The sequence below is a fragment of the Streptomyces sp. NPDC005863 genome (assembly GCF_042871345.1).
In the GTDB taxonomy this organism is placed as follows: Bacteria; Actinomycetota; Actinomycetes; order Streptomycetales; family Streptomycetaceae; genus Streptomyces.
On sequence record NZ_JBIAII010000007.1, the window covers coordinates 413,119 to 436,353 of the forward strand.

14 protein-coding genes, 2 tRNA genes, 1 pseudogene and 1 riboswitch are annotated in these 23,235 nt (G+C 73.4%); of the genes and pseudogenes, 12 read left to right on the forward strand and 5 right to left on the reverse strand.

What is annotated here, in order from left to right:
- The first annotated feature begins 155 nt into the window (after nucleotides 1-155).
- The 5 genes from ACFYO9_RS25695 (at nucleotide 156) to ACFYO9_RS25715 (ending at nucleotide 7,339) form a co-directional block, all read left to right on the forward strand.
- Nucleotides 156-2,456: a DEAD/DEAH box helicase gene (locus ACFYO9_RS25695; protein WP_358778855.1), complete on the forward strand. Its 2,301-nt coding sequence runs from the start codon at nucleotides 156-158 to the stop codon at nucleotides 2,454-2,456.
- A 191-nt stretch (nucleotides 2,457-2,647) separates the two neighbouring features.
- Nucleotides 2,648-4,750, forward strand: a complete 2,103-nt coding sequence (locus ACFYO9_RS25700) for a LamG domain-containing protein (RefSeq protein WP_358778854.1) — start codon at nucleotides 2,648-2,650, stop codon at nucleotides 4,748-4,750.
- A 116-nt stretch (nucleotides 4,751-4,866) separates the two neighbouring features.
- Nucleotides 4,867-6,429, forward strand: coding sequence for an amino acid permease (locus ACFYO9_RS25705; protein WP_355814722.1), 1,563 nt, complete (start codon nucleotides 4,867-4,869; stop codon nucleotides 6,427-6,429).
- A 75-nt stretch (nucleotides 6,430-6,504) separates the two neighbouring features.
- A tRNA-Lys gene (locus ACFYO9_RS25710) sits at nucleotides 6,505-6,577 on the forward strand.
- A gap of 72 nt (nucleotides 6,578-6,649) precedes the next feature.
- Entirely contained in the window at nucleotides 6,650-7,339 is a 690-nt protein-coding gene (locus tag ACFYO9_RS25715; protein WP_358778853.1) for a GAF and ANTAR domain-containing protein, read from the forward strand.
- 153 nt (nucleotides 7,340-7,492) lie between these two features.
- Here the strand turns inward: ACFYO9_RS25715 and ACFYO9_RS25720 are convergent, their stop codons facing one another.
- The gene (locus tag ACFYO9_RS25720) at nucleotides 7,493-8,041 is read right to left on the reverse strand and encodes a YceI family protein (protein WP_358778852.1); all 549 of its coding nucleotides are present in this window, start codon (nucleotides 8,039-8,041) and stop codon (nucleotides 7,493-7,495) included.
- Nucleotides 8,042-8,418: 377 nt separating this feature from the next.
- On the opposite strand from ACFYO9_RS25720, the pseudogene ACFYO9_RS25725 reads away from it, so the two are divergent.
- The 6 genes and pseudogenes from ACFYO9_RS25725 (at nucleotide 8,419) to ACFYO9_RS25750 (ending at nucleotide 14,761) form a co-directional block, all read left to right on the forward strand.
- Nucleotides 8,419-9,266: pseudogene (locus tag ACFYO9_RS25725) on the forward strand (glycosyltransferase family 2 protein).
- Nucleotides 9,267-9,426: 160 nt separating this feature from the next.
- On the forward strand, nucleotides 9,427-10,653 hold the full coding sequence (locus ACFYO9_RS25730) for an alginate lyase family protein (protein WP_358778851.1): 1,227 nt from the start codon (nucleotides 9,427-9,429) through the stop codon (nucleotides 10,651-10,653).
- 92 nt (nucleotides 10,654-10,745) lie between these two features.
- Nucleotides 10,746-10,819 (forward strand) — tRNA-Met (locus tag ACFYO9_RS25735).
- A 196-nt stretch (nucleotides 10,820-11,015) separates the two neighbouring features.
- Nucleotides 11,016-12,158 (forward strand): PP2C family protein-serine/threonine phosphatase, encoded by a 1,143-nt coding sequence (locus ACFYO9_RS25740; RefSeq protein ID WP_355814729.1) that lies wholly within the window; start codon nucleotides 11,016-11,018, stop codon nucleotides 12,156-12,158.
- Between the two features lie 221 nt (nucleotides 12,159-12,379).
- Nucleotides 12,380-12,563, forward strand: a riboswitch (cyclic di-AMP (ydaO/yuaA leader).
- 11 nt (nucleotides 12,564-12,574) lie between these two features.
- The gene (locus tag ACFYO9_RS25745) at nucleotides 12,575-13,654 is read left to right on the forward strand and encodes a M23 family metallopeptidase (RefSeq protein WP_358710141.1); all 1,080 of its coding nucleotides are present in this window, start codon (nucleotides 12,575-12,577) and stop codon (nucleotides 13,652-13,654) included.
- 162 nt (nucleotides 13,655-13,816) lie between these two features.
- Complete coding sequence (locus ACFYO9_RS25750) at nucleotides 13,817-14,761, forward strand: aldo/keto reductase (protein ID WP_355814735.1); 945 nt, start codon at nucleotides 13,817-13,819, stop codon at nucleotides 14,759-14,761.
- A gap of 8 nt (nucleotides 14,762-14,769) precedes the next feature.
- Here ACFYO9_RS25750 and ACFYO9_RS25755 read toward each other — a convergent pair whose 3' ends face one another.
- The 4 genes from ACFYO9_RS25755 to ACFYO9_RS25770 form a co-directional block, all read right to left on the reverse strand.
- Nucleotides 14,770-16,209 carry a PrsW family intramembrane metalloprotease gene (locus ACFYO9_RS25755; RefSeq protein WP_388666586.1) on the reverse strand — a complete coding sequence of 480 codons (1,440 nt, stop codon included), beginning with the start codon at nucleotides 16,207-16,209 and terminating at the stop codon, nucleotides 14,770-14,772.
- 43 nt (nucleotides 16,210-16,252) lie between these two features.
- Complete coding sequence (trmB, locus tag ACFYO9_RS25760) at nucleotides 16,253-17,173, reverse strand: tRNA (guanosine(46)-N7)-methyltransferase TrmB (RefSeq protein ID WP_358778850.1); 921 nt, start codon at nucleotides 17,171-17,173, stop codon at nucleotides 16,253-16,255.
- A 113-nt stretch (nucleotides 17,174-17,286) separates the two neighbouring features.
- Nucleotides 17,287-18,501 (reverse strand): L-2-hydroxyglutarate oxidase, encoded by a 1,215-nt coding sequence (gene lhgO, locus ACFYO9_RS25765; RefSeq protein WP_355814800.1) that lies wholly within the window; start codon nucleotides 18,499-18,501, stop codon nucleotides 17,287-17,289.
- Between the two features lie 184 nt (nucleotides 18,502-18,685).
- Nucleotides 18,686-20,131 carry an MFS transporter gene (locus ACFYO9_RS25770; protein ID WP_358710144.1) on the reverse strand — a complete coding sequence of 482 codons (1,446 nt, stop codon included), beginning with the start codon at nucleotides 20,129-20,131 and terminating at the stop codon, nucleotides 18,686-18,688.
- An 888-nt stretch (nucleotides 20,132-21,019) separates the two neighbouring features.
- Between ACFYO9_RS25770 and ACFYO9_RS25775 the strand changes: the two genes are divergently transcribed.
- A complete protein-coding gene (locus tag ACFYO9_RS25775; protein ID WP_355814746.1) occupies nucleotides 21,020-23,131 on the forward strand; it encodes an asparagine synthase-related protein in 2,112 nt (703 codons plus the stop codon).
- The last annotated feature ends 104 nt before the right edge of the window (nucleotides 23,132-23,235 follow it).

Genomic DNA, 23,235 nt, shown 5'->3' on the forward strand with positions numbered 1-23,235 from the left:
TAGATCGTTTGATCCCATTTGCCCGGCGCCGACACAGAAGAGCGCCGCGTGGCGCGTACTCTCCCTTGCCGTGGCTGACCGCATAGAGGCGGTCCATTGCGAAATCACGGAGTTGACGGGCGCGTGCCGAGACTCCGGAAGGTTTCGCATTTCGCATGTCCATTTCCAGTTCTGACAACGCCGTCCTGCCCGAGAACGAGATCGTCGAGGCCGTTGCGGTCGTCGAGGCCGTCGAGGCTCCCGCGACCGTCGAGACCGTAGAGGTCGCTCAGGCCGCCGAGACCGTAGAGGCCCCGGCCGCCGAGTCCCCGGCCGTCGAGGCGCAGGACGACGCCGAGGTCACCGCCGACGCCGAGGCCGCCCCGGCCGACGCCGACGCCGAGCCCGAGACCACCTTCGGCGACCTCGGTCTGCCCGAGGGCATCGTCCGCAAGCTCGCGCAGAACGGCGTGACCACCCCCTTCCCGATCCAGGCCGCGACCATCCCGGACGCCCTGGCCGGCAAGGACATCCTCGGCCGCGGCCGCACCGGCTCCGGCAAGACCCTCTCCTTCGGTCTGCCGATGCTGGCGACGCTGGCCTCCGACGGCCGCACCGAGAAGAAGAAGCCCCGCGGCGTCATCCTCACGCCGACGCGTGAGCTCGCGATGCAGGTCGCGGACGCCCTCCAGCCGTACGGCGACGTGCTCGGCCTGAAGATGAAGGTCGTCTGCGGCGGTACGTCGATGGGCAACCAGATCTACGCCCTGGAGCGCGGCGTCGACGTCCTCGTCGCCACCCCGGGCCGGCTGCGCGACCTGCTCAACCGCGGCGCCTGCTCGCTGGAGAACACCCAGATCGCTGTCCTCGACGAGGCCGACCAGATGTCGGACCTGGGCTTCCTGCCCGAGGTCACCGAGCTGCTCGACCAGATTCCCGGCGGCGGCCAGCGCATGCTGTTCTCGGCCACGATGGAGAACGAGATCTCCACGCTGGTCAAGCGCTACCTGACCAACCCGGTGACGCACGAGGTCGACAGCGCCCAGGGCAACGTCACGACCATGTCGCACCACATCCTGATCGTGAAGCCGCGCGACAAGGCGCCGGTCACGGCCGCCATCGCCGCCCGCAAGGGCCGCACGATCATCTTCGTCCGCACCCAGCTGGGCGCCGACCGCATCGCCGAGCAGCTCTGCGACTCCGGTGTGAAGGCCGACGCGCTGCACGGCGGCATGACGCAGGGCGCTCGTACGCGCGTTCTCGAGGACTTCAAGAAGGGCTACGTCAACGCCCTCGTCGCCACCGACGTCGCCGCCCGCGGCATCCACGTCGACGGCATCGACCTGGTCCTGAACGTGGACCCGGCCGGCGACCACAAGGACTACCTGCACCGCTCGGGCCGTACGGCTCGCGCGGGCCGCAGCGGCACGGTCGTCTCCCTGTCGCTTCCGCACCAGCGCCGCCAGATCTTCCGCCTCATGGAGGACGCGGGCGTCGACGCCGGCCGCCACATCATCAACGGCGGCGGCACCTTCGACCCGGAGGTCGCCGAGATCACCGGCGCCCGCTCCATGACCGAGGTGCAGGCCGACTCCGCGGGCAACGCCGCGACCCAGGCCGAGCGTGAGGTCAAGGACCTCACCAAGGAGCTGGAGCGCGCGCAGCGCCGCGCCGCCGAGCTGCGCGAGGAGGCTGACCGCCTCACCGCGCGTGCCGCCCGCGAGCGCGGTGACGACCCGGAGGCCGCGGTCGCCGAGGCCGCTGCCGCCGCCGAGGCGGTCGTCGAGGCCGCCGCCGCGTCGGTGCCGGAGCAGCCGGCCCCCGCCGCCGAGCGTTCCTCCTCGTACGAGAACCGCCGTCCGCAGCGCGACGAGCGCGGCAACTACGAGCGTGACCGTCGCGGCGACAACCGCGGTGGCGGCTTCAGCCGTGACCGTCGGGACGACAACCGTGGTGGCGGCGGCTTCAACCGTGACCGCCGCGACGACCGCCGTGACGACCGTGGCGGCCGCTCCTTCGAGCGTCGCGACGACAACCGTGGCGGTGGCCGTTCCTTCGAGCGCCGTGACGACAACCGTGGTGGCGGCTTCAACCGCGAGCGTCGTGACGACAACCGTGGCGGCGGTTTCAACCGCGAGCGTCGCGACGACCGTGGCGGCCGCCCCTTCGAGCGCCGTGACGACAACCGTGGTGGCGGCTTCAACCGTGACCGTCGTGACGACAACCGCGGTGGCGGCTTCCGCCGGGACGACAACCGCGGCGGCAGCAGCTTCCGTCGCGACGACCGCCCCGCCGGCGGCCACCGCGGCAGCGACCGTCCGTTCAACCGTGACCGCCGCGACGACCGCCCCGCGGGCGGCGCCCGCTCCGGCGGCCATGACCGCCCGTCGTTCAACCGCGACCGTGACCGCTCCGGCACCGGCACCGGCTCCTTCGGCCGCCGCGACGACAAGCCGCGCTGGAAGCGCAACGGCTGAGCGAGCCCCGCGCCGCTGAACTGATCCACCCGAAGGGCCCGCACGACACACACGTCGTGCGGGCCCTTCGGCGTGTGCGGGGTGCGCCGTCCGGCGATGCCTGTGCCGATGTCAGTACCCGCTGTTACCTTCGGACTTGATCGGAGTGGGGGCCCGGTGGGGAGCCGGGCCGACAGGGAGGGGAATCTGTGATGCGTCATGCCTTCGCGCGCTGTGCGTTAGCCGTCGTGCTCGGCTCGTCGGCGGTCGTCGCCACGCCATGGCTGGCCGCGGCGGTGGAGAACCGCCCGCCGGACCAGCCGGCGCGGGCCGATCTGCGGACCGGCGACGCCCCGTGCGCGTCCGGCGCGGACCGGGCGTACGTACGGCGTGCGCCGGTCCTGAGCGCGACGCTGCGCGACCCGGATCCGGTGCCGCCGCCGTCCAGGGCGCGGCTGACGGCGGAGTTCGAGGTCTCCTGGCAGGACGCGGCGGGGGAGCGTCAGGTGCGGTCGGGCCGGACCGGACCTTCGTACATCGACCGTCCCGTCACCTGGACCGCCCCCGAGGACGTGCCGGCGGCGACCGAGGTGAGCTGGCGGGTGCGGGCCTTCGACGGCACGGCGTGGGGGCCGTGGAGTTCCGACGGGGCCACGGGTGGCTGCGCGTTCGTCGTGGACAAGGAGAGACCGGCGCGGCCCACGGTGTCGTCGGCCCAATACCCGGACGACGGCAAGTGGCACGACGGGGTGGGCGTACGGGGCACGTTCGAGGCCGCCTCCGCGTCGCCGGACACGGCGAAGTACGTCTACACCTTCATGGGGGACACACCGGAAACCGTCGTGCCCGAACGGCTCGGTGGTCCGGTCAGGTTCAGCCGGCTGCCCGAAAGGTCGGGTACGACGTCGGTCACGGTCGAGGCCGTGGACCGTGCCGGGAACCGGAGCGAGGAGGCGACGTACCGGTTCCGCGTGGACGAGGGCAGCAAGCCGGTCGCGCACTGGAAGCTGGCCGATCCCGCGGGGTCCACCGAGGCGTCCGCCGAAGCGGGCGGCAGGCCCGCGGCGGCGGGTGGCGGCGTCACCTTCGGCGCCGAGGGTCCGGCTCGTACGGCGGTGGATCGCGCGACGGACCTTGACGGTTCGGCCGGCGCGTATCTGTCGTCGGGCGCCCCGGCGGTGGACACCGGCAAGGCCTTCTCGGTGAGCGCCTGGGTGCGGCCCGACGAGGCGGACCGGGCCATGGCCGCGGTGAGTCAGGACGGCACGGGCACGGCCGCCTATCGCCTGGGGACCGACGGCGACGGGGCGTGGTCCTTCGCGCTCGGCGGGCCGGGCGGCACGGTCGTGCGGGCGAAGGGCGGTACCCCGGAGAGCGGGGAGTGGGCGCACCTGACCGGTGTGTACGACGCCGGGGCGAAGACGGCGGCACTGTATGTGAACGGCCGTCGCGTCGACTCGGTGGAGGATGCCCCGGCACCCGCGGGAAGCGGCGCCGCCCAGGTGGGCCGGGCCCTGGGAGCGGCCGGGCAGGGGGCGAACTGGGACGGCCGGATCGCCGACGTACGGGAGTGGAGCAGGGTCGTCGTCCCGGAGGAAGCCGCGAAGCTCGCCGGGCGCGAGGCCGTGCGCACGGGGCACTGGCGGTTCGACGAGGCGGCCGGGAGAACCAGTCCCGAGCAAGGCGGCGGGCAGCCGATGAGACTGGGCGGTGACGCCCTGATCCGCCACGACGACCAGGCCTGCGACCCGCTGGACCCGGAGTGCGGTCCCGGCAACCCGCCCATCGTGGGCGAGGGCGAGCTGGTCCTCGACGGTGCCGGCGATTTCGCGGCGACCGACGGCCCGGCCGTGGCCACGGACGACAGCTTCTCGCTGGCGGCGCACGTGCGGATCGACCCGGCCGCGGAGAACCGCACCATGACGCTCCTCTCGCTGCCGGGCGAGAACACCGGCCTCGCCACCCTGCGGTACACACCGGAGCGCCGGGCATGGGAGCTGACCCTGGCTCACGAGGACCGGGCGGGTGCGGAGACGACCACGCTGAGGGCCGACGGGGCGCGGCGCGGGGTGCCGCAGCATCTGGCGGTGGTGTACGACGACGGGGCCGACGAGGTGCTGCTGTACGTCGACGGCTCGGTGCGGGCGCGGGCGCCGTTCCACCACATGTGGCGGGCCACGGGCGGGCTGCAGGCCGGGCGGGCCCCGGTGGCGGACGGCTGGGGCGAGTTCCTGACCGGCGCGGTGGACGATGTGCACGCCTTCGCGGGGGCGGTGAGCGAGCAGGAGGTGTCGGCGATGGCCGTCGAAGGCTGACGCCTCGGGTCGTGCCGGCCGTCGCCGGGACGGATTGGGCCGGCACGGATTGGGGCGGCACGGATTTGGTCTGACCCCGCGCATGTCGTGCCCCCGGCGAGGGAATCGCTGGGGGCATGACAAAAGACTCGGCCGGGGAGGTCGACTCCCCGCCCCCACCACCCGGCGCCGGTTCCGACGAGGAGCGGCTCGCCCAGCTCGGCTACAGCCAGGTCCTCGCGCGGCGCATGTCCGCGTTCTCCAACTACGCCGTCTCGTTCACGATCATCTCGGTGCTCTCCGGGTGCCTGACCATGTATCTGTTCGGGATGAACACCGGCGGGCCCGCGCTCATCACCTGGGGGTGGGTCGGGGTCGGGCTGATGACGCTGTTCGTCGGGCTCGCCATGGCCGAGATCTGTTCCGCGTACCCGACCTCCGCCGGGCTCTACTTCTGGGCGCACCGGCTGGCGCCGGCGCGGTCCGCCGCCGCGTGGGCGTGGTTCACGGGGTGGTTCAACGTGCTCGGGCAGGTCGCCGTGACCGCCGGGATCGACTTCGGGGCGGCGTCCTTCCTCGGCGCGTACCTCAACCTGCAGTTCGACTTCACCGTCACCGAGGGGCGCACGATCCTGCTCTTCGCCGCGATCCTCGTACTGCACGGACTGCTCAACACCTTCGGCGTGCGCATCGTCGGGCTGCTCAACAGCATCAGCGTGTGGTGGCACGTGGGCGGCGTCGCCGTCATCGTCGGCGCGCTCGCGTTCGCGCCGGACTCGCATCAGTCGGCGGGCTTCGTCTTCACCGAGTTCGTGAACAACACCGGGTGGGGCAGCGGGCTTTACGTCACCCTCATCGGGCTCCTGATGGCCCAGTACACCTTCACCGGCTACGACGCCTCCGCGCACATGACCGAGGAGACCCACGACGCCTCGACCGCCGGACCCAAGGGCATCGTCCGGTCCATCTGGACCTCCTGGATCGCGGGGTTCGTGCTGCTGCTCGGCTTCACCTTCGCCATCCAGTCGTACGAGGGGGCCCGCGGCTCGGCGACGGGTGCGCCGCCCGCCCAGATCCTCCTCGACGCGCTCGGGGCGACGGCCGGCAAACTGCTCCTGCTCGTCGTGATCGGCGCGCAGCTCTTCTGCGGCATGGCGTCGGTGACCGCCAACTCCCGTATGATCTACGCCTTTTCGCGGGACGGCGCGCTGCCGTTCTCGCACCTGTGGCACACCGTCAGCCCGCGCACGCGGACCCCGGTCGCCGCGGTCTGGCTGGCCGCGCTCGGCGCGCTGGTCCTCGGCCTGCCGTACCTGATCAACGTCACGGCGTACGCGGCGGTGACGTCGATCGCGGTGATCGGGCTCTACATCGCGTACGTCGTGCCGACGCTGCTGCGGCTGCGCAAGGGCGACGCCTTCGAGCGCGGGCCGTGGCACCTGGGGCGCTGGTCGCGGCCGGTCGGCGTGGTCGCGGTGGCCTGGGTCGGCGTGATCACCGTCCTCTTCATGCTGCCGCAGGTCTCGCCGGTCACCTGGGAGACGTTCAACTACGCCCCGATCGCCGTCCTCGTCGTCCTCGGCTTCGCGGCGGCGTGGTGGCTGGCGTCGGCACGGCACTGGTTCCTCAACCCCGACCACGCCCGCACCCGGGCACGTGTCGCGGCCCGCGCGGGCCTTGCGGAACCCCTGGATCCGTAACCGGTACGGCCCTCGACGGCGATACCCGATCGGATGGCGCGGCCCGTCCCGCTATGCTCGGGGGTGCACCGACGGGGACCGTTAGCTCAATTGGCAGAGCAGTGGACTTTTAATCCATTGGTTGTGGGTTCGAGTCCCACACGGTCTACGGCTCAGGCCCAGGTCAGATGACGTCTGATCTGGGCCTGTGGTGCATCTTGACGGTGAAGGGGCGGACATCATGGACTGGCGTCGGTTCGCACTGCAGATGGCGTCGATGGCACGTGATCTCCTGGCGCAGGACTCGGTCGACGCCACGCTGCGGCAGATCAGCGCGTCGGCGGTCGATCTGGTGGACGGCTGTGACGCGGCGGGCATCCTCGTCATCCGGGCCGGCGCGGTGGAGACGCTGGCCGCCACCGCGCAGCTCGTCGTCGACAGCGACCGGCTGCAGGAGCAGCTCGGCGAGGGCCCCTGTTTCGACGCCGCGCGCGAGTCGGTGGGGGAGCGGGTCTTCCGTATCGCCGACCTCACCCTGGAACAGCCCCGCTGGCCCGCCTACGCCCCGCGCGCCCAGGCGCTCGGCGTCGGCAGCATGATGGGCTTCCTGCTCTTCACCGAGGACGAGGATCTGGGCGCCCTCAACCTCTACTCGTCCCGTACGGGCGCCTTCACGGAGGCCAGCGAGGTGGCCGGCTGGCTGCTCGCCTCGCACGCCGCGGTCGCGCTGTCCAGTGCCCGCGAGCACGCCCAGATGAAGGAGGCGATGGGCACCCGGCACACCATCGGCGAGGCCATGGGCATCCTCATGGGCCGGCATCACATCGCGGAGGACGCGGCGTTCGACGTGCTGCGCCGGTACTCGCAGGAGAACAACATGAAGCTGCGCGACGTGGCGCGGCGGGTCTGCGAGGAGGGCGGGGTGGAGTGACCGGGCGACGCCGGTCCGCGCACCCCGTCAGCGCGGCTCCCCCGGCTCTCTGCTGAACCGGAGGAACCTGGCCGGGGCAGCCCTCTAGAGGAACGCCGCTGGCCCCGGGCCTGCCCACCAGGTCCCCCTCTCAGCGCACCTCACACCTCACACCTACGAGGACGTGCGGACCGCCGCGACCTCGAACTCCAGCGTCACCTTCGAACTGACGACGAGCGTGTCCACAGGGTTGGCGCTCGCGCCCCAGTCCTTGCGGTTGAGGGTGGCGCTGCCCCGGAAGCCGACGCGGAGTCCGCCCTGCGCGTCGCGCTCCCCGCCGGTCGACTCGACGTCCAGGGTGAGCGGCCTGGTCGTGCCGCGCAGCGTCAGGTCGCCGGTGACCCGGAAACGTACGCCGTCCACCTGCTTGACCTCGGTCGAGGTGAAGGTGATGTCGGGGTGGTCGGCGGCGTCCAGGAACTTCTTGCGCAGCGGGTCGTCGCGCATCTTGTTGCCGGTCTGCAGGCTCCGCGCCCGGATGGTGAGCCGGATGCCGGACTTCGCCGGGTCGTCGCCGTCGAGGTGCGCGCTGCCCTCGAACTCCTCGAACCGGCCGCGTACTTGGGGCCCCACGGAGTGCTTGCCGATGAACCCGAGCCGGGTGCGCCCGGTGTCGAGGACGTACTCGCCGCTCAGCTCACTGAGCTCGGTGATGGTTGACATGCGTGGTCACTCCTGGAAGGGAAGAGGCGGTGAGCGTGCGGTGCAACCGGTCACGGGAGAAGACGTCGCGTCCCACCCCGACGATACCGCCGCGACCCACCCCCACCGGGGCCCCTCGAGCGGCGACCGACTCGGGGTCAAGTTGGGGGCGTCCCGCCCCTCCGGGGGGGGCAGGTGGGAGCGCCGCGCCCCTCCCGGGATGTGGGAGCGCCGGACTCCTCCCGTGGCCGCCGTGGTGTTGACTGGCCGACCTCCGCCGCACCTCTGGAGGGATCGCAGTGCCGCAGCCCGAGTCGCAGGCCGACCACCGGCCGCATACGCAGGCCCACCGCCCGCCGCGGGACCGGCCGCCACGTCTCGGCGTCGTCGTCATCACCATGGGCAACCGCCCGAGAGAGCTCGACGCCCTCCTCGCGTCCGTGGCCTTCCAGGACGTGCCGCCGCACCGCGTCGTCGTCCTCGGCAACGGCTCGCCCCTCCCCGAACTGCCGCCCCTACCCGGCACGTTGACGAAGATCGAGCTCGACGAGAACCTCGGCTGCCCCGGTGGCCGCAACGTGGCCATCGAGCGGCTGATGGAGTTCGGCGACGTGGACGTCGTCGTGGAGCTCGACGACGACGGACTGCTCGTCGACAGTGACGTCTTCCGCCGGATCCGCGATCTGTTCGCCGCCGACCCGCGCCTGGGCATCGCCGGATTCCGCATCGCGGACGAGACGGGCGAGACCCAGCGGCGCCACATCCCCCGGCTGCGCGCCGACGACCCCATGCGGCGCGGTCTCGTCACCGCCTTCCTCGGCGGCGGGCACGCCTTCTCCGCCGAGATGCTGGCGCAGACCGGGACCTGGCCCGCCCAGTTCTTCTTCGGGCACGAGGAGACCGACCTCGCCTGGCGGGCCGTCGACGCCGGCTGGAAGATCCTCTACGAGCCGGCCCTGCTGCTCCAGCACCCCAGGACCTCCCCGGCCCGGCACGCGGTCTACCACCGCTACACCGCGCGCAACCGCGTCTGGCTGGTCCGGCGCCGCCTTCCGCTCCCGCTGATCCCCGTCCACTCGGCATCTGGACGCTTCTCACGGTGGCCCGCACGCGCTCGCTGCCCGGCCTTCGGGCCTGGGTCGGCGGCTTCGCCGAAGGGCTGCGGACGCCGTGCGGCGGGCGCCGGCCGATGCGGTGGCGCACGGTGTGGCGGCTGACGCGACTGGGGCGGCCACCGGTGATCTGAGCGGCGCCGGGTGCCCGGCTGGTTGCCGGCCCCCCCCCCGGGCGTCCCGGACGCTCACGCCGCCGAACGGAGCATTCCGGTCGGCGGGGGTGGGGTGGGCGGGACACGCTGGGCTGCCGGGGCGGTGGGACCGTTCCCGGGTGGATCCGGAGGTGCAGCAATGGGCGCAGCCGTGCGTGGCACGGGGCGGCGGGTGGTCTGTCTGCTCGTCGTGCCTCTTCTCGTTCTCGCCGCGGGCTGCGGGGGTGGGCAGGGAGGCGGGGCGGGCACTCGTACGGCTGCCGCGCGCCCCCTCGACCTGCCGTTCACGCACCCCGGCGTCCTCGTCGGCAAGGAGCAGCTCGACCGGGTGCGTGCGCACGTCCGGGCGGGGGAGCAGCCCTGGGCGAAGGCCTTCGAGCAGATGCGGGGCAGCAGGTTCGCGGCGGACGACTACAAGCCGACCCCGTACCCCGTCGTGGAGTGCCCGCCCGACACCCGCCCCGGGCAGGGCTGTGTCGAGGAGCGTGAGGACGCCCTCGCCGCGTACACCCAGGCGCTGCTCTGGAACATCACCGGCGACCGCGCGCACGCCAAGAAGGCCGTGCAGATCATGGACGCCTGGTCGAAGGTGATCACCGGGCACACGGAGGCCAACGCCGGGCTGCAGACCGCGTGGGCCGCCACCTCCTGGGCACGCGCCGCCGAGGCCGTGCGCTACACCTACGACGGCTGGAACGACGGCTCGCTGCTGCGCTTCGAACGGATGCTGCGCAACGCCTACCTGCCCCAGGTCAGGGACGGTTCCGCAGACTTCAACGGCAACTGGGACCTGGTGATGGCCGACGCCACCATGGCGATGGCCGTCTTCCTCGACGACCACGCCACGTTCGAGAAGGCCGTGCACCACTTCCGTACGCGCGTGCCCGCGTACTTCTACCTGGAGTCCGACGGGAAGCTGCCCGTCTCCCCGGAGGGCAGCGGCATCGACACCGCCCCCGAGCTGCGGAGGTACTGGTTCGGGCAGGGCACCTTCGTCGACGGCATCTCCCAGGAGACCTGCCGCAACTTCAAGCACGCCAGTTACTCGCTGGCCGCCACCGCGCACATGGCGGAGACCGCCCGCCACCAGGGCGTCGACCTGTACGGGGAGGTCCAGGACCGGCTGCGGGCCGCCTTCGAGTTCCACTCCCGGTACCAGCTGGGCGAGAAGGCGCCGGGCTGGCTCTGCGGCGGCCGGGTGCAGCGTGACATGGGGCCCGACACGGAGGTCGGCCTCAACCATCTGCGGGGCCGGCTGCACCTGGACATGCCGCAGACCGAACGGTTCACCGAGCAGCGGCGTCCCGAGGGCACGGACGGGCTCTTCGTCGCCTGGGAGACGCTCACGCACGCGGAGAACCCGTAGGGGCGGCACCGGGTGCCCGTAGGGCGGCTGCGGCGGGCGCGGGGAAGTGGTTCGACGCACCCCTCCGCATGGCGTAGTGTTGTGTTCACCGACGCGGGGTGGAGCAGCTCGGTAGCTCGCTGGGCTCATAACCCAGAGGTCGCAGGTTCAAATCCTGTCCCCGCTACTGAAGGCCCAGGGCCGGAAGCATCAGCTTCCGGCCCTGGGTTTTTTTCGGTCCCCTTGCTCCTTTGCTCCCTCGCTCCCCTACGGGTTTCGCCGCCCCGTAACCCGGTCGGCCCGCACCGGCTCGCCCCCGCTCCCCTCCGGGGGAACCCTGGACGGAGCGCGGTGATGGGCGCGGAGTCGGCGGGAGACAAGCGGTGGGGCAGCGAGGCGGAACCGGCGACAGGGGTGCCACCGCGCACGAGCGGACGTTCGTCCGCGCGCTCCCCCTGCTGCTGCTCCTCGTCGGGGTCGTGTACGACGTCTCGACCCCGCCCGAGTTCACCGCGGCGCCCCTCTTCACGGCCGCCCCGCTGATCGCCGCCCCCTTCTACTCGCTCCTGAGCACCGTCCTGACCGGCGCCGCCGCCACCGCCGCCGTCCTCGTCCTGCACTTCGGGAACGTGGGCAGCAGCCACGTCGAGGCCGTCACCGAGGTGCTCACCGTGGTCACCGTCGCGGCCCTCGCGATCGTCATCAACCGTGTCGTGCGCCGCGGCAACGACCGGCTCGCCAACGCCCGTTCCATCGCCGAGACGACCCAGCGCGCCGTGCTGCCCGAGCCGGACCCGCGGATCGGGGGGCTCGACATCGCGGCGCGGTACGAGGCCGCGCAGGCCGACGCCTTCATCGGGGGCGATCTGTACGCCGTGCAGGACACCCCGCACGGGGTCCGGCTCATCGTCGGCGACGTACGGGGCAAGGGCATGGGTGCGGTCGCCGCGGTCGCCGTCGTCATCGGCGCCTTCCGGGAGGCCGCCGAGCAGGAGGCCACCCTGGAGGCCGTGGCGCAGCGCCTGGAGCGGGCGCTGGCCCGCGAGGGCACCCGGCGCGACGGCCTCGACGCGTTCGAGGGCTTCACCACCGCCGTCCTCGCCGAGTTCCGGCACGCCGACGGCCGGGTCCGGCTGATCAACCGGGGGCACCCGTCCCCGCTGCTGCTGCGCGGCGACGGGCGGCTGTGCGTCATGTCGGCGAGCGAGCCCGCGCTGCCGCTCGGCATGGGCGATCTCGGCATGTGGCCGGACCGGGCCGACGAGACCGAGTTCCCGCCGGGCGCGACGCTGCTCTTCTACACGGACGGCCTGTCGGAGGCGCGGGACGCGGCGGGCGAGTTCTACGATCCCGCGACCCGGCTCGGCGGCCGGATCTTCCCCGGACGCGGGGGCCCGCGGGCGTTGCTCGCCGCGCTCGCGGAGGAGGTGCGGCGGCACACCGGGGGCCGGATGACGGACGACATGGCCCTGCTCGCGGTGCGCCGCCCGGTCGCCGGGGACCCCGACGTCACCACCGGTGACTGAAGTGCACCGCTCCGCATAACAACTGACGTTCCGTCAAGGGAATGTGAAATTCCGGTGTGGACCAAGGCGGGGTCAACTCGCCCCGTTCCGCCCCCGCGTGTCCCGGTACGTACGGCCGATCGGCGTTAACGATCAACCGGAACAGCTTGGAATACCGACCCGCTGTCTATTAACGTTCGATAACGCAGCGCGGTCGTCCCAGCCGTCACTAGAGGCGGCTCCGCGCGCACGCGCCTAATCCCGCAAGGGAGCCGGGGAACCACTAACTTGGGGTGAATCGGACCTCTGCCGCCCATGCACGCATGCCTCGATCCGGTCATGCGCGCACGCGCCGGCAGCTGCCCGTAGGAGACCTTCCTGCTCCGAACCCGTCAGCTAACCCGGTAGGCGAGAAGGAAGGAAAGGAGTGCGCCCCAGTGGCGTCCAACCGGCCTGCCCCCCAAGCCGTGTACATACCGAATGACGACGACTTCGGCGTGTACGACGAGGACTCCTTCGAGGAGTGGAACCCCACCGAGGATTCCGTCCGGCCCGTCCGCGGCAGGCACCGTGTGCACAAGAAGGGCGGCGGCGGGCTCGCCCGCAGCTCCACCGTCCTCGGCGTGGGCGTCATCGCCGCCGTCGGCGCGGGCGGCATCGCCACCGCTCAGGACGGCAAGCCGCCGGTCTCCATATCGATGCCCGACCTGCCGGGCGTGGACGCCGTCGCCGACTCGCTCCCCGAGGCCAAGTCCCTGCCGGGTGTGGGCTCGTTGCTGGCCGACGACTCCTCCGACGCCACGACGGCCGTCGCCGCGTCCGCCCCGCTCACCGCCGCCGGCGTCAGCTCCGTCGACGCCGAGCAGGGCACCACCGACGCGGGCGAGGCACTGCGCACCCGCATCATGCGGCAGGCCGAGAACCAGCAGCACCAGGCGGACACCGCCGTACGGACCGCCGCCGAGGACGCCGCCGTCAAGAAGGCCGCCGAAGAGGCCGCCGCCCAGCAGAAGACCGCCGAGAAGAAGGCGGACGCCGAGGCCGCCGCCAAGAAGAAGAAGGCGGAGGAGGCCCGCAAGGCCAAGGCCGAGGCCGCGCGCCTGGCCAAGCTCGCCAAGAGCTACGCCATCCCGACCTCCTCGTACACCCTCACCTCGCACTTCGGCGACGCCGGCGCCATGTGGTCCTCCGGCCACCACACCGGCCTCGACTTCGCCGCGCCGACGGGCACGCCGCTCAAGGCCGTGCACACCGGCACCGTCAAGGAGGCCGGCTGGGCGGGCGCGTACGGCTACCGCACCGTGCTCGAACTCGAGGACGGCACGGAGGTCTGGTACTGCCACCAGTCCTCGCTCAATGTCAGCGCGGGCCAGAAGGTCACCACCGGCGAGGTCATCGGCCGCGTCGGCGCGACCGGCAACGTCACCGGGCCGCACCTCCACATGGAGGTCCACACGCCCGACGGCACCGGGATCGACCCGCTCGGCTGGCTGCAGGGCAAGGGCCTGAACCCCTGAGGTATCCCTGAGGTATTCCTGAGGTCCGCGCCCCCGCGCCCCGCGCGGTCCGGGTCTCCGTACTCCGGCGGTCCTGGCGACATCCCCCCGACGCCAGGGCCGCCGGTCGGTCCGGTGGTGCGTGCACGGAATTCCGTTTCCGGTGTGCTTGTTGAGGTACGCATGACTCATCTGCGTACGCTCGGCTCCTCCGACCTCGAGGTCTTCCCGCTCTCCCTGGGCGGCAACGTCTTCGGCTGGACCGCCGACCGGGCGGCCTCCTTCGCCGTCCTCGACGCCTACACCGCCGCGGGCGGCAACTTCATCGACACCGCCGACGTCTACTCGGCCTGGGTGGACGGCAACCAGGGCGGTGAGTCCGAGACCCTCGTCGGCGAGTGGCTGGCCGAACGCGGCAACCGCTCCGACGTCGTCATCGCCACGAAGGTCGGCGCCCACCCCGAGTTCAAGGGACTCTCCCCGGCGACCGTCAAGGGCGGCATCGACGCGTCGCTGCGCCGCCTCGGCACCGACTACATCGACCTCTACTACACGCACTACGACGACCCGTCGGTCCCGGTGGAGGAGATCATCGGGACGCTCGACGGCCTGGTGCGGGACGGCAAGGTGCGCGCCATCGCCGCCTCCAACATCACCCCCGAGCGGCTCCAGGAATCCCTCGACCTCTCCGACCGCGAGGGCCTCGCGCGCTACGTCGCGCTGCAGCCGCACTACAACCTCGTCTCCCGCGACACCTACGAGGGCCCGCTCCAGGAGGTCGCCTCGCGCTCCGGCCTCGCGGCCGTCCCCTACTACGCGCTCGCGTCCGGCTTCCTCACCGGCAAGTACCGTCCGGGCGCGAAGGTGGAGAGCGCCCGCAGCGGCGGCGTCGCGCAATACGTGGGCAGCGAGCGGGGCGAGCGCGTCCTGACCGCGCTCGACGAGATCGCCGAGGCGCACGGGGCGCAGGTCGCGACCGTGGCGCTCGCCTGGCTGGCCGCGCAGCCCACGGTGGCGGCGCCGATCGCCTCCGCGCGCACGGTCGAGCAGCTGCCGGCGCTGCTCGCGGTGGCGGAGCTCGAGCTGACGCCGGCGGAGATCGCGCGGCTGACGGCTGCGTCCGCCTAGGACACGCCCTAGGAGCGGTAAGGGTTGTACGCGCCGTACGGGGTGGTCCCGTAAGGGGTGGCGGGGACGGGCGCTCCGTAAGGGGGGTGGCCGTACCCGCCGGAGGCCCCGTACGACCCGTAGGTCCCTGAGGCCCCGTACGTCCCGTAGGTCCCGGAGGCCCCGTACGTCCCGTAGGTCCCGGAGGCCCCGTACGTCCCGTAGGGGCCCGGTGGCAGCGGTCGCATCACCGGGGCCGTCGCCTGCGCCGCGTACGCCAGCGCGGGGCGGGCCGGCTCGCGCCGCTCCCAGAGCCGTTCGAGGAGCTCCCGCTCGCGGGCCACGAAGTCGGCCCCGGCCCGGCCGCGCCGCCCTCGGTGGCGCAGCAGCGCCAGCGACGTCGCGTACATCTGGTACTCGGCGACCGTGCGGGCCGCCGCCTTCCCCCAGGTGTACGCGGCGAAGTCGCGGGCCAGCGCGCGGGCGCGCATCGAGCCCAGCGCGTACGGCTCGGGCGGGGTGATCCAGCCCGCCGCCACGTACGCGGGCAGCTCCGCGCGGATCGTGCGCAGCTCGCGCTGCCGGGCCCAGATGGCGAGCCACGTCAGCAGGCCGAACGCCGGGAGCATGAACGCCGCGTACACGGTGAAGAAGCCGTACTGCCCGAAGACCGCCGAGCCGTTCCACAGGGCGTGCATGCCCATCGCGAGCAGCAGTCCGGTGAGCGGGAGCAGCGTGCGGAGCAGATGGCGGCGCTCGGCGGCGAACGCGGCGAGGCCGAAGCCGATGCCGGTCAGGACCGTGAACAGCGGGTGCGCGAACGGGGACATGACGACCCGTACGAAGAAGGTCGCGGCCGTCACGGAGGCGAGGCCGCTCTCGCGGCTGAGCTGGTCGGTGACGAAGGCGTTGCCCAGATAGAGGATGTTCTCGGTGAACGCGAAGCCGGTCGCGGTCACCCCGGCGATGACGACGCCGTCGACGATCCCGGTGAAGTGGCGCCGGCGGAAGAGGAAGACGAGCAGGACGGCCGCGGCCTTCGCGCTCTCCTCGACGATCGGCGCGATGACGGTGGCGCCGAGGGTGTCGGCGCCGGTGGGGTCGGCGGTGGCGGTGGCTATCCAGCGGATCGCGAAGCTGTTCGCCACGATCGCGACGAGGGCGGCCGCGCAGGCGCCCCAGGAGAAGGAGAAGAGGAGGTTCCGCCAGGGGCCCGGCTGCACCCGGTCCAGCCAGCGGAACGCGGCGACGAGCAGGGGCACGGGCACGACCGCGAGGCCGAGTCCGACCAGGAAGCCCTCGGTGCCGGTCTGCTCCCGCACCAGGGCGAGGATGACCAGGCCGGAGAGGGCGAGCAGGGTGACGAGCGCGGCTCCGCGTATCGCGCGCCGCTGCCACCAGCGGACGCGGCGCAGCTCCCCCGGGGCGGGCGCCTCGGGGGGTATCGGATACGGGGAACTGGTGGCCACGTCGTTGACCCTAACGAGGGATGGGGGTGGCCGCGACGGTGCCTCAGTTCTCGGGGGCGGAGTCAGTGCTTCCGCTCGGCGGGTTGGCGGTCCGGCGGAACAGCAGGTCGTGGACGACGTGGCCCTTGCCGAGGCCCTGGCCCTCGAAGCGGGTGAGGGGGCGGAAGTCGGGGCGCGGGGCGTATCCGCCGTCTTCCCGGGTGTTCTCGAAGTCGGGGTGCGCGGTGAGCACCTCGAGCATCTGCTCGGCGTACGGCTCCCAGTCGGTCGCGCAGTGCAGGATCGCGCCCGGCTTGAGGGAGGGCGCGGCCAGGGTCAGGAACTCCGGCTGGATCAGGCGGCGCTTGTGGTGGCGGGCCTTGGGCCAGGGGTCGGGGAAGTAGACGCGCAGGCCGTCGAGGGAGGCGGGGGCGAGCATCTCGCGGAGCAGGATGATCGCGTCGCCGTTGGCCACGCGGACGTTGCCGAGGCCGGCCCGCTCCGCGAGGCCGAGGAGGTTGCCCTGGCCGGGGGTGTGCACGTCGACGGCGAGGATGCCGGTGTCCGGGTCGGCGGCGGCCATCTGCGCGGTGGCCTCGCCCATGCCGAAGCCGATCTCCAGGACGACGGGCTTGTCGGAGGGCTTCTCGCCGTCCCCGAAGAGCTCGGCGAGGTCGAGCGTGCGCAGCCCGTCGATGTCGAGACCCCACTGCGGCCAGAGCCGGCGCAGCGCGTCGCCCTGGCTGGTGGTCACCCGGCTGCGACGCGGCTGGAAGCTGCGGATCCGCCGCTCGTGGTGCGATCCGGCCGGGTCGGGCGAGGGCCCACCGGGGAACCGGGGCGGGGCCTGAGGGCGGCCACCGGGCCGGGAGGCGCCTGCGGAGGAGGCGCCGGAGGACGGGACGCCCGCGGAGGAGGCGTCCGCGGAGGAGACGTCGGCTTCGCTCGGCGACGGGGCTTCGGGGGTGTGGGGTGAGTCAGACACAGTGCGGCAATTTTACGGGGCGGCGGGGGGTGGGGTGGGGCGAGCGCAGGCCGCCTCCCCGTCCGCCCGGGACCCTCCCCGCGCCCCGGCCCCGAACCGTACCCGGCGGCTCCCTACGCCACGGTCCCCTGCAGCGCCGCCAGGGCGCGGCGGGCGACCTCTCTGCCGATCGGCAGGGACGCCGTGGCCGCCGGGGACGGGGCGTTCAGGACGTGGACCGTGCGGGCGCCCTCCCGTATCAGGAAGTCGTCGACCAGCGTGCCGTCGCGCAGGACCGCCTGGGCGCGGACGCCGGCCGGGGAGGGGATCAGGTCGTCCGCGCGGACCGCGGGCAGCAGCCTGCGTACCGCCGAGGTGAACGCCGCCTTGGAGGCGGAGCGGCGCAGCTCGCCCGCCCCGTACCGCCAGTGGCGGCGGGCTATGTGCCAGGAGCCGGGCCAGCCGAGGGTCCCGGCGAGCTCGCGGGGGCGCACGACCGACCAGCTGTACCCCTCGCGGGCCAGCGCGGGGACCGCGTTCGGCCCCACGTGGACGCCGCCGCCCACGCCGCGCGTGAGGTGGACGCCGAGGAACGGGAAGGCCGGGTCCGGCACCGGATAGACCAGGCCGCGCACCAGCTCGGGGCGGGCCAGGTCGAAGTACTCCCCGCGGAACGGCACGATCCGCATGCCCGGGTCGTCGCCGGTGCGCCGCGCGACCTCGTCGCAGTGCAGCCCCGCGCAGTTCACCAGGACCCGGCCGCGGACGATCGCGCCGTCGGCGGTGCGCACGGCCACGCCGCGGTCGGGGCGGCGGTCGATGTGGACGGCGTCGCCCGCCGCTCCGTACCGGATCTCGGCGCCGGACGCTTCGGCCAGGCGGGCCGCCACCGCGCCGTAGTCACAGATGCCCGTCGAGCCGACGTGGATGGCGGCGAGGCCGCGGACCTCCGGTTCGTGCTCGGTGATCTGCGCGGGGCCCAGCTCGCGGACCGGGATGCCGTTCTCCCTGCCGCGCTGGACCAGGGCGTGCAGGCGGGGGAGCTCCTCGCGCTCGGTGGCGACGATCAGCTTGCCGGTGACCTCGTGCGCGATGTCGTACTCCGCGCAGAACTTGATCATCTCGGCGGCGCCGCGGACCGCGAACTTCGCCTTGAGCGAGCCGGGGCGGTAGTAGATCCCGCTGTGGATCACCCCGCTGTTGCGGCCCGTCTGGTGGCGGGCCGGGCCCGGCTCCTTCTCCAGGACGGTGACCCGGGTGCCGGGCGCCGTGCGCGAGAGGGCATACGCCGTCGCCAGGCCGACGATCCCGCCGCCGATCACCAGCACGTCGCAGTCGTACGTCACCATCGTCACCGCGCCTCACCTCCCACCACAGATAGTGCCCTGCGCCACTGACAACGCCGCCAAACCTCGGGCGCCGGATCCTTCCGCACCGCTCCGCGGCGGTTCACGGGGGCCCGGTCCCCCGTTAACCCGGCGGCGGGCAGGGGCGGGGGCGGGGCGGTGGTGGTGAAGGTCACGGGCCGCGGTCCTACGCCGGGGCGACCAGCAGCGGCCTGGCCCGCTCGCGGAGCTCCACCACCCGCGGCTCGTCCCCGTACGGCTCCAGGCGGTGCAGCAGGTCCTTCACGTACTCCGTGGTCCGCGCGGACGAGATGCGCCCGGCGACCTCCAGGGCCCGCGTGCCCTGCTCGCACGCCGCGTCGAGGTTCCCGGACTCCAGCTCGGCGACGGCCGACACCACCAGGCGCAGGCCGTGCGAGCGCACGAACTCCTCGGTGGGGCGGGACAGCGCCTGCTCGGTGAAGCGGCGCACCTGGCGGGGCGCCTTCAGGTCGCGGTAGCACTCGGCCGCGTCGGCGGCGAAGCGGTCGTATCCGTAGAAGCCGAGCCAGGACGGGTCGTTGTCGCCGTCCCTGGCGCGCTCCAGCCACCCCTCGGCGGCCCGCAGCGCCGCGCCCGCCGCCGGCGCGTCGCTCGCCCGCGCGTGGGCGCGCGCCTCGACGAGCCGGAAGAAGCTCATGGTGCGGGCCGTCGCCAGGCCCCTGTTCCGCTCCAGGGCGGCCTGTGCGAGGTCGACCCCCTCGTCCCCGAAGCCGCGGTACGTCGCCTGGAGGGACATGGACGCCAGTACGTACCCCCCGAGGGGGACGTCGGCCGCCGCGCGCGCGAGGCGCAGCGCCTGGATGTAGTAGCGCTGGGCGGCCTCCTGCTGGCCCGTGTCGAAGGCCATCCATCCGGCGAGGCGGGTCAGCTCGGCGGACGCGCCGAAGAGGGCGCGGCCGACCTCGTCGGAGTACGAACCGAGCAGCAGGGGCGCCGCCTCGACGCGCAGGCACTCCGGGACCATCGAGGAACGCCAGTCGCCGCCGCCGTACTTGGAGTCCCAGCGGCGGGCGTCCTCCGCGGCCTCGCGCAGCTTCAGGACGTCGCTGTGGCCGACCTTCATGGGCGCGCCGTCCTCGGCGTGCGCGAGCTCGCGCGCCGCCTCCCGGGAGACGTCGCGGGCCACGGAGCTGTCGGCCGGGGTTATCAGCCAGCGCGAGGCGGGCGTGGCGTAGGCGCTCACGGCGAAGGAGCCGGCCAGCGACTGCCAGATGCCGCCGGTGCCCGCGCGGCGGCCCGCCAGGTCGAGGCGGTACAGCTCGGTCGCGGACTTCACCGCGGCCCCCACGTCGCGCGGGAAGGCGAGGCCCACCTCGGGCGCGGGGTCGGCGTCGGCGAGGCCGATCTCGTGCAGCGGGACCGGGCGGCCGAGCTTCTGTCCGATGGCCGCCGCGATCAGGTGGGGCGCGGCGCCCTGGGGCACCATGCCCTTGGAGACCCAGCGGGCCACCGATGTCTTGTCGTAACGGAGCGTCAACCCGCGTTGTGCGCCGAGGTCGTTGACCCGGCGGGCGAGTCCCGCATTGCTGATTCCCGCGAGGGCGAGAACGGTGCCGAGTTTTTCGTTCGGCCCGCGTTGCTCCCTGGACATGCGCCACCCCTCGACACAGACGGCTGCCGGGCAGTGGCTGGACCGCGCGGCATTCGTGCTGCGTTCCCCCGGGGGCAGTGGCACCCTCGGCCGGGACCCGTGGCGTGTGCCACGGCACCTCGGCCGCACCTCCGCGCACCGCGGTCCGGGCGTTGCTGCCCGGGCCCCGCGCGCAGTGGCCGGAATAGCGGCCGCAAGAGCGTTTGGCCGATCCTCCAGGTATATGCCTCCGCGAAAACATCAGCACACACAGCGTAGTTCGCCGCATCCCAAGCGTTAAGAGGCGCAGTTCCGGATGGCGGGATTGTTGCCCGTGCCCGAGCGCTTCGATGCCTCGGCGTGCTCCCGCCGTGTGGCCGTGCGCCCGTCCGTGCGCTCTTCTCCGGCCATGACGGGAGCGCTTCCATGGACGATGCGTGGGTCGGCCCGCTGCGCTGGAGTCAGTGGGCTGGGGGACACCGCCGCCTCCATCCCCGCGGGCGGCGGACCGGTCCGGGAGGCGAACACCGCCTCCCGGGCTGTGGGTTGCCGTCGAACGGTTCCGGCCTGGGCGCATCCCAGGCCGATTTGGCCGAAAAGCACCCACGTACAGAAGGGAACAATTCGCTCGTCACCCCGGTGTGTGCGCCGGGGCGCGCGTGCCGCGTGCGCCGTGGACGTGGGGCCTCCGCACGGCGCCTTCCCGCGCGGGACCTTCATTGTGCCCTTCAACCACCGCTCTCCTCAGGCGCGTTCGCCGGGGCGCAAGCGACTCCGCAGAGCTTCCCGCGCGCCTCCTTCGTGGCAGCATGGGACCCCAGTTCTTCGGCGCACCGGTTCTTCGGTGCGCCGGTCGGCCGGTCCTGCGGCGCTTCGCCCGCGGGCCGTCCACAGCCTGTGGAGGCGGCGATGCGGTGGTTGGTGGGGTGGAGCAGTACCACCGCGAGATCCTCGGCCCTCGGCGCGGCCGGAGCCACCGGTGACGACGGCGAGACCGTGCACCCGGTGGGCTCACAACTCCTGTGGGGCGACCCGGATCCGCTCTGGGCGGTGGGCGACTGGCGCGCCGACGAAGTACGGACAGTGACGGCCGACGAGCAGACCCGCATCGCGGTGCTCGGCACCTGCGGCGCCTCCGACGAGGAACTCCGCGTCGGCCTCGTCGCCGCCCGCGGCGGCGCCCTGCGCCATCTCACCGCCTGGTCCGGGAGTTACACCGCGGTCGTCCAGGTCGGCCGCCGCGTCATGATCGCCGGCGACCTCGCGGGCGCCCGGCCCGTCTTCCACACCGCCTGGGCCGGCGGCACGGCCTACGCGACCGCCGCCCTGCCGCTCGCCGACCTCATCGAGGCCCACCTGGACATCGGCCACCTCGCGGCCCTGCTCGCCGCCCCCGACGTCCCCGAGGCGCTGCACGACTCGACCCCCTACCAGGGCGTACGACGCGTGCCACCGGGGCACGCGCTGATCCTGCGCGCGGGCGCACGGGAGATCGCCGGGTACGAACCGGTGGCCTCGCTCGCCGTCGCGGCGCCCCCGGGCGACGCCGACAGCGCCGTGGACGGCGTGCGGGACGCGCTCGTCGAGGCGGTACGCGCCCGCCTCACCGCCCCACGCCACGTCCCCGGCACGGACGTCGACCCCGGCCCGGTGCCCGGCATGGGCCCCGCCGAACGGCGCGCGGCCCGCGGCATGCCCGTCCCCGGCATCGGGGCCGACCTCTCCGGAGGGCCCGCGTCGGGCACCCTCGCCCTCCTCGCGGCCGGACTGCCCGGCATGCCCGGCACCGTCCTCGGCCACGGCACGGGCGCGGGCGAGCGCCTCCTCGCCGTCACCTTCAACGACCTGGCCGTCGACGGCCGCGAGGCCGAACTGGAACGGGCCGGCGCCATCGCCGCCAACCCCCGCCTGCACCACGTCGTCGTCGCCGCGGGCGAGGACGCCCTGCCCTACGCCGACCTGGACGGGCCCCTGACGGACGAGCCCAGCGCCGTCCTGGTCTCCGCCCAGCGCCACCGCGCCCGGCTCTCCTCGGGCAGCGCCGACCACTTCACCGGCTACGGCGCCCGGCAGGTCCTCGACGCCCACCCGGCCCGCCTCGCCGACCTCCTGATGGACCGCAAGCGCCGCCACCTGGTGCGCCCCGTCGCGGCGCTGGCGAAGGCCGACGGTTCGGTCCTTGTCCCCGCGCGCGTGTACGGCGCCGCGCGCAAGCTGGCCCGTATGCCGCACCGCGCGGGCGTCGATTCACTCGCCGACCGGCTGCTGCACCGCACCTTCGACGAGCCCGGCGGAGCGCTGGGCGCGTCGCTCGCCGCCCTCACCTGGGCCAGGCCGGGCCCGGCCGCGCGCTGGCTGACCGGTGAGGCCCTGGCTGAAGTATCGGTTCGCCTCCAGGACAGGACGATGCGCCCCGGTGGCCCGGGCCAGCGCCCCGGGGAGTTCCGCGCGCGGGCGGCCCTCGCCCGGCACGCGGCGGACCTGCGCGTCCTGGAGCAGGCGGCCGAGGTGCGCTTCCAGCGGCTGCACGCGCCGTTCCTGGACAACCAGGTCGTCCGCGCCTGCCGCGCGCTGCCCGAGGCGCTGCGGGTCCAGCCCGGGGCGCGGGCCGCGATCCTGCGGACGGTCCTGGAGGGCGCCGGGGTCACCGACCTGCCGTCCGGGTGGGGCGCGCCCTCCCACGCGTCGCACACGGCCGTCGCCCGTACCGGCATCCGCGTGGCCGTCGACGACCTGATCGCCCTCTTCGACACGCCGCTGCTGGCCCAGGCGGGCCTGGTCGAGGCCCGCGTCGTCCGCAAGGCGCTGCGCTCGGCCGCGGAGGGCGAGCCGCTCCCGCTGGACGGCCTCGCCGACCTGGTCTCCACCGAACTGTGGCTGCGGCGACTGCTGTCGCGAAGGGGAACGTGCTGGACGGGAACTCCGGCACGCCAACGAGCGGTCCCTACGGGGAGCGTGGTTCCGCAACGGGGCGCCCTAGGGGCGGGGCGTCGGCCGTCCAGTGGGGCGCCGGCGGTTTAGCGGGGCGGGCCCGTCGGGGTGTCGGCGGGGTGAGGGGGGACGTACGGGTGGAGCCGCCGTTCCGCGCGCCACGCTCCGGAAGATCGCGCCACGCTCCGGAAGAC

Coding starts and splice junctions, on each gene's coding strand:
- ACFYO9_RS25750 (WP_355814735.1), top strand. CDS start 13,817: ATGACTCATCTGCGTACGCTCGGCTCCTCCGACCTCGAGGTCTTCCCG.
- ACFYO9_RS25715 (WP_358778853.1), top strand. CDS start 6,650: ATGGACTGGCGTCGGTTCGCACTGCAGATGGCGTCGATGGCACGTGAT.
- ACFYO9_RS25770 (WP_358710144.1), bottom strand. CDS start 20,131: ATGTCCAGGGAGCAACGCGGGCCGAACGAAAAACTCGGCACCGTTCTC.
- lhgO (WP_355814800.1), bottom strand. CDS start 18,501: ATGGTGACGTACGACTGCGACGTGCTGGTGATCGGCGGCGGGATCGTC.
- ACFYO9_RS25730 (WP_358778851.1), top strand. CDS start 9,427: ATGGGCGCAGCCGTGCGTGGCACGGGGCGGCGGGTGGTCTGTCTGCTC.
- ACFYO9_RS25720 (WP_358778852.1), bottom strand. CDS start 8,041: ATGTCAACCATCACCGAGCTCAGTGAGCTGAGCGGCGAGTACGTCCTC.
- ACFYO9_RS25705 (WP_355814722.1), top strand. CDS start 4,867: ATGACAAAAGACTCGGCCGGGGAGGTCGACTCCCCGCCCCCACCACCC.
- ACFYO9_RS25695 (WP_358778855.1), top strand. CDS start 156: ATGTCCATTTCCAGTTCTGACAACGCCGTCCTGCCCGAGAACGAGATC.
- ACFYO9_RS25700 (WP_358778854.1), top strand. CDS start 2,648: ATGCGTCATGCCTTCGCGCGCTGTGCGTTAGCCGTCGTGCTCGGCTCG.
- ACFYO9_RS25775 (WP_355814746.1), top strand. CDS start 21,020: ATGCGGTGGTTGGTGGGGTGGAGCAGTACCACCGCGAGATCCTCGGCC.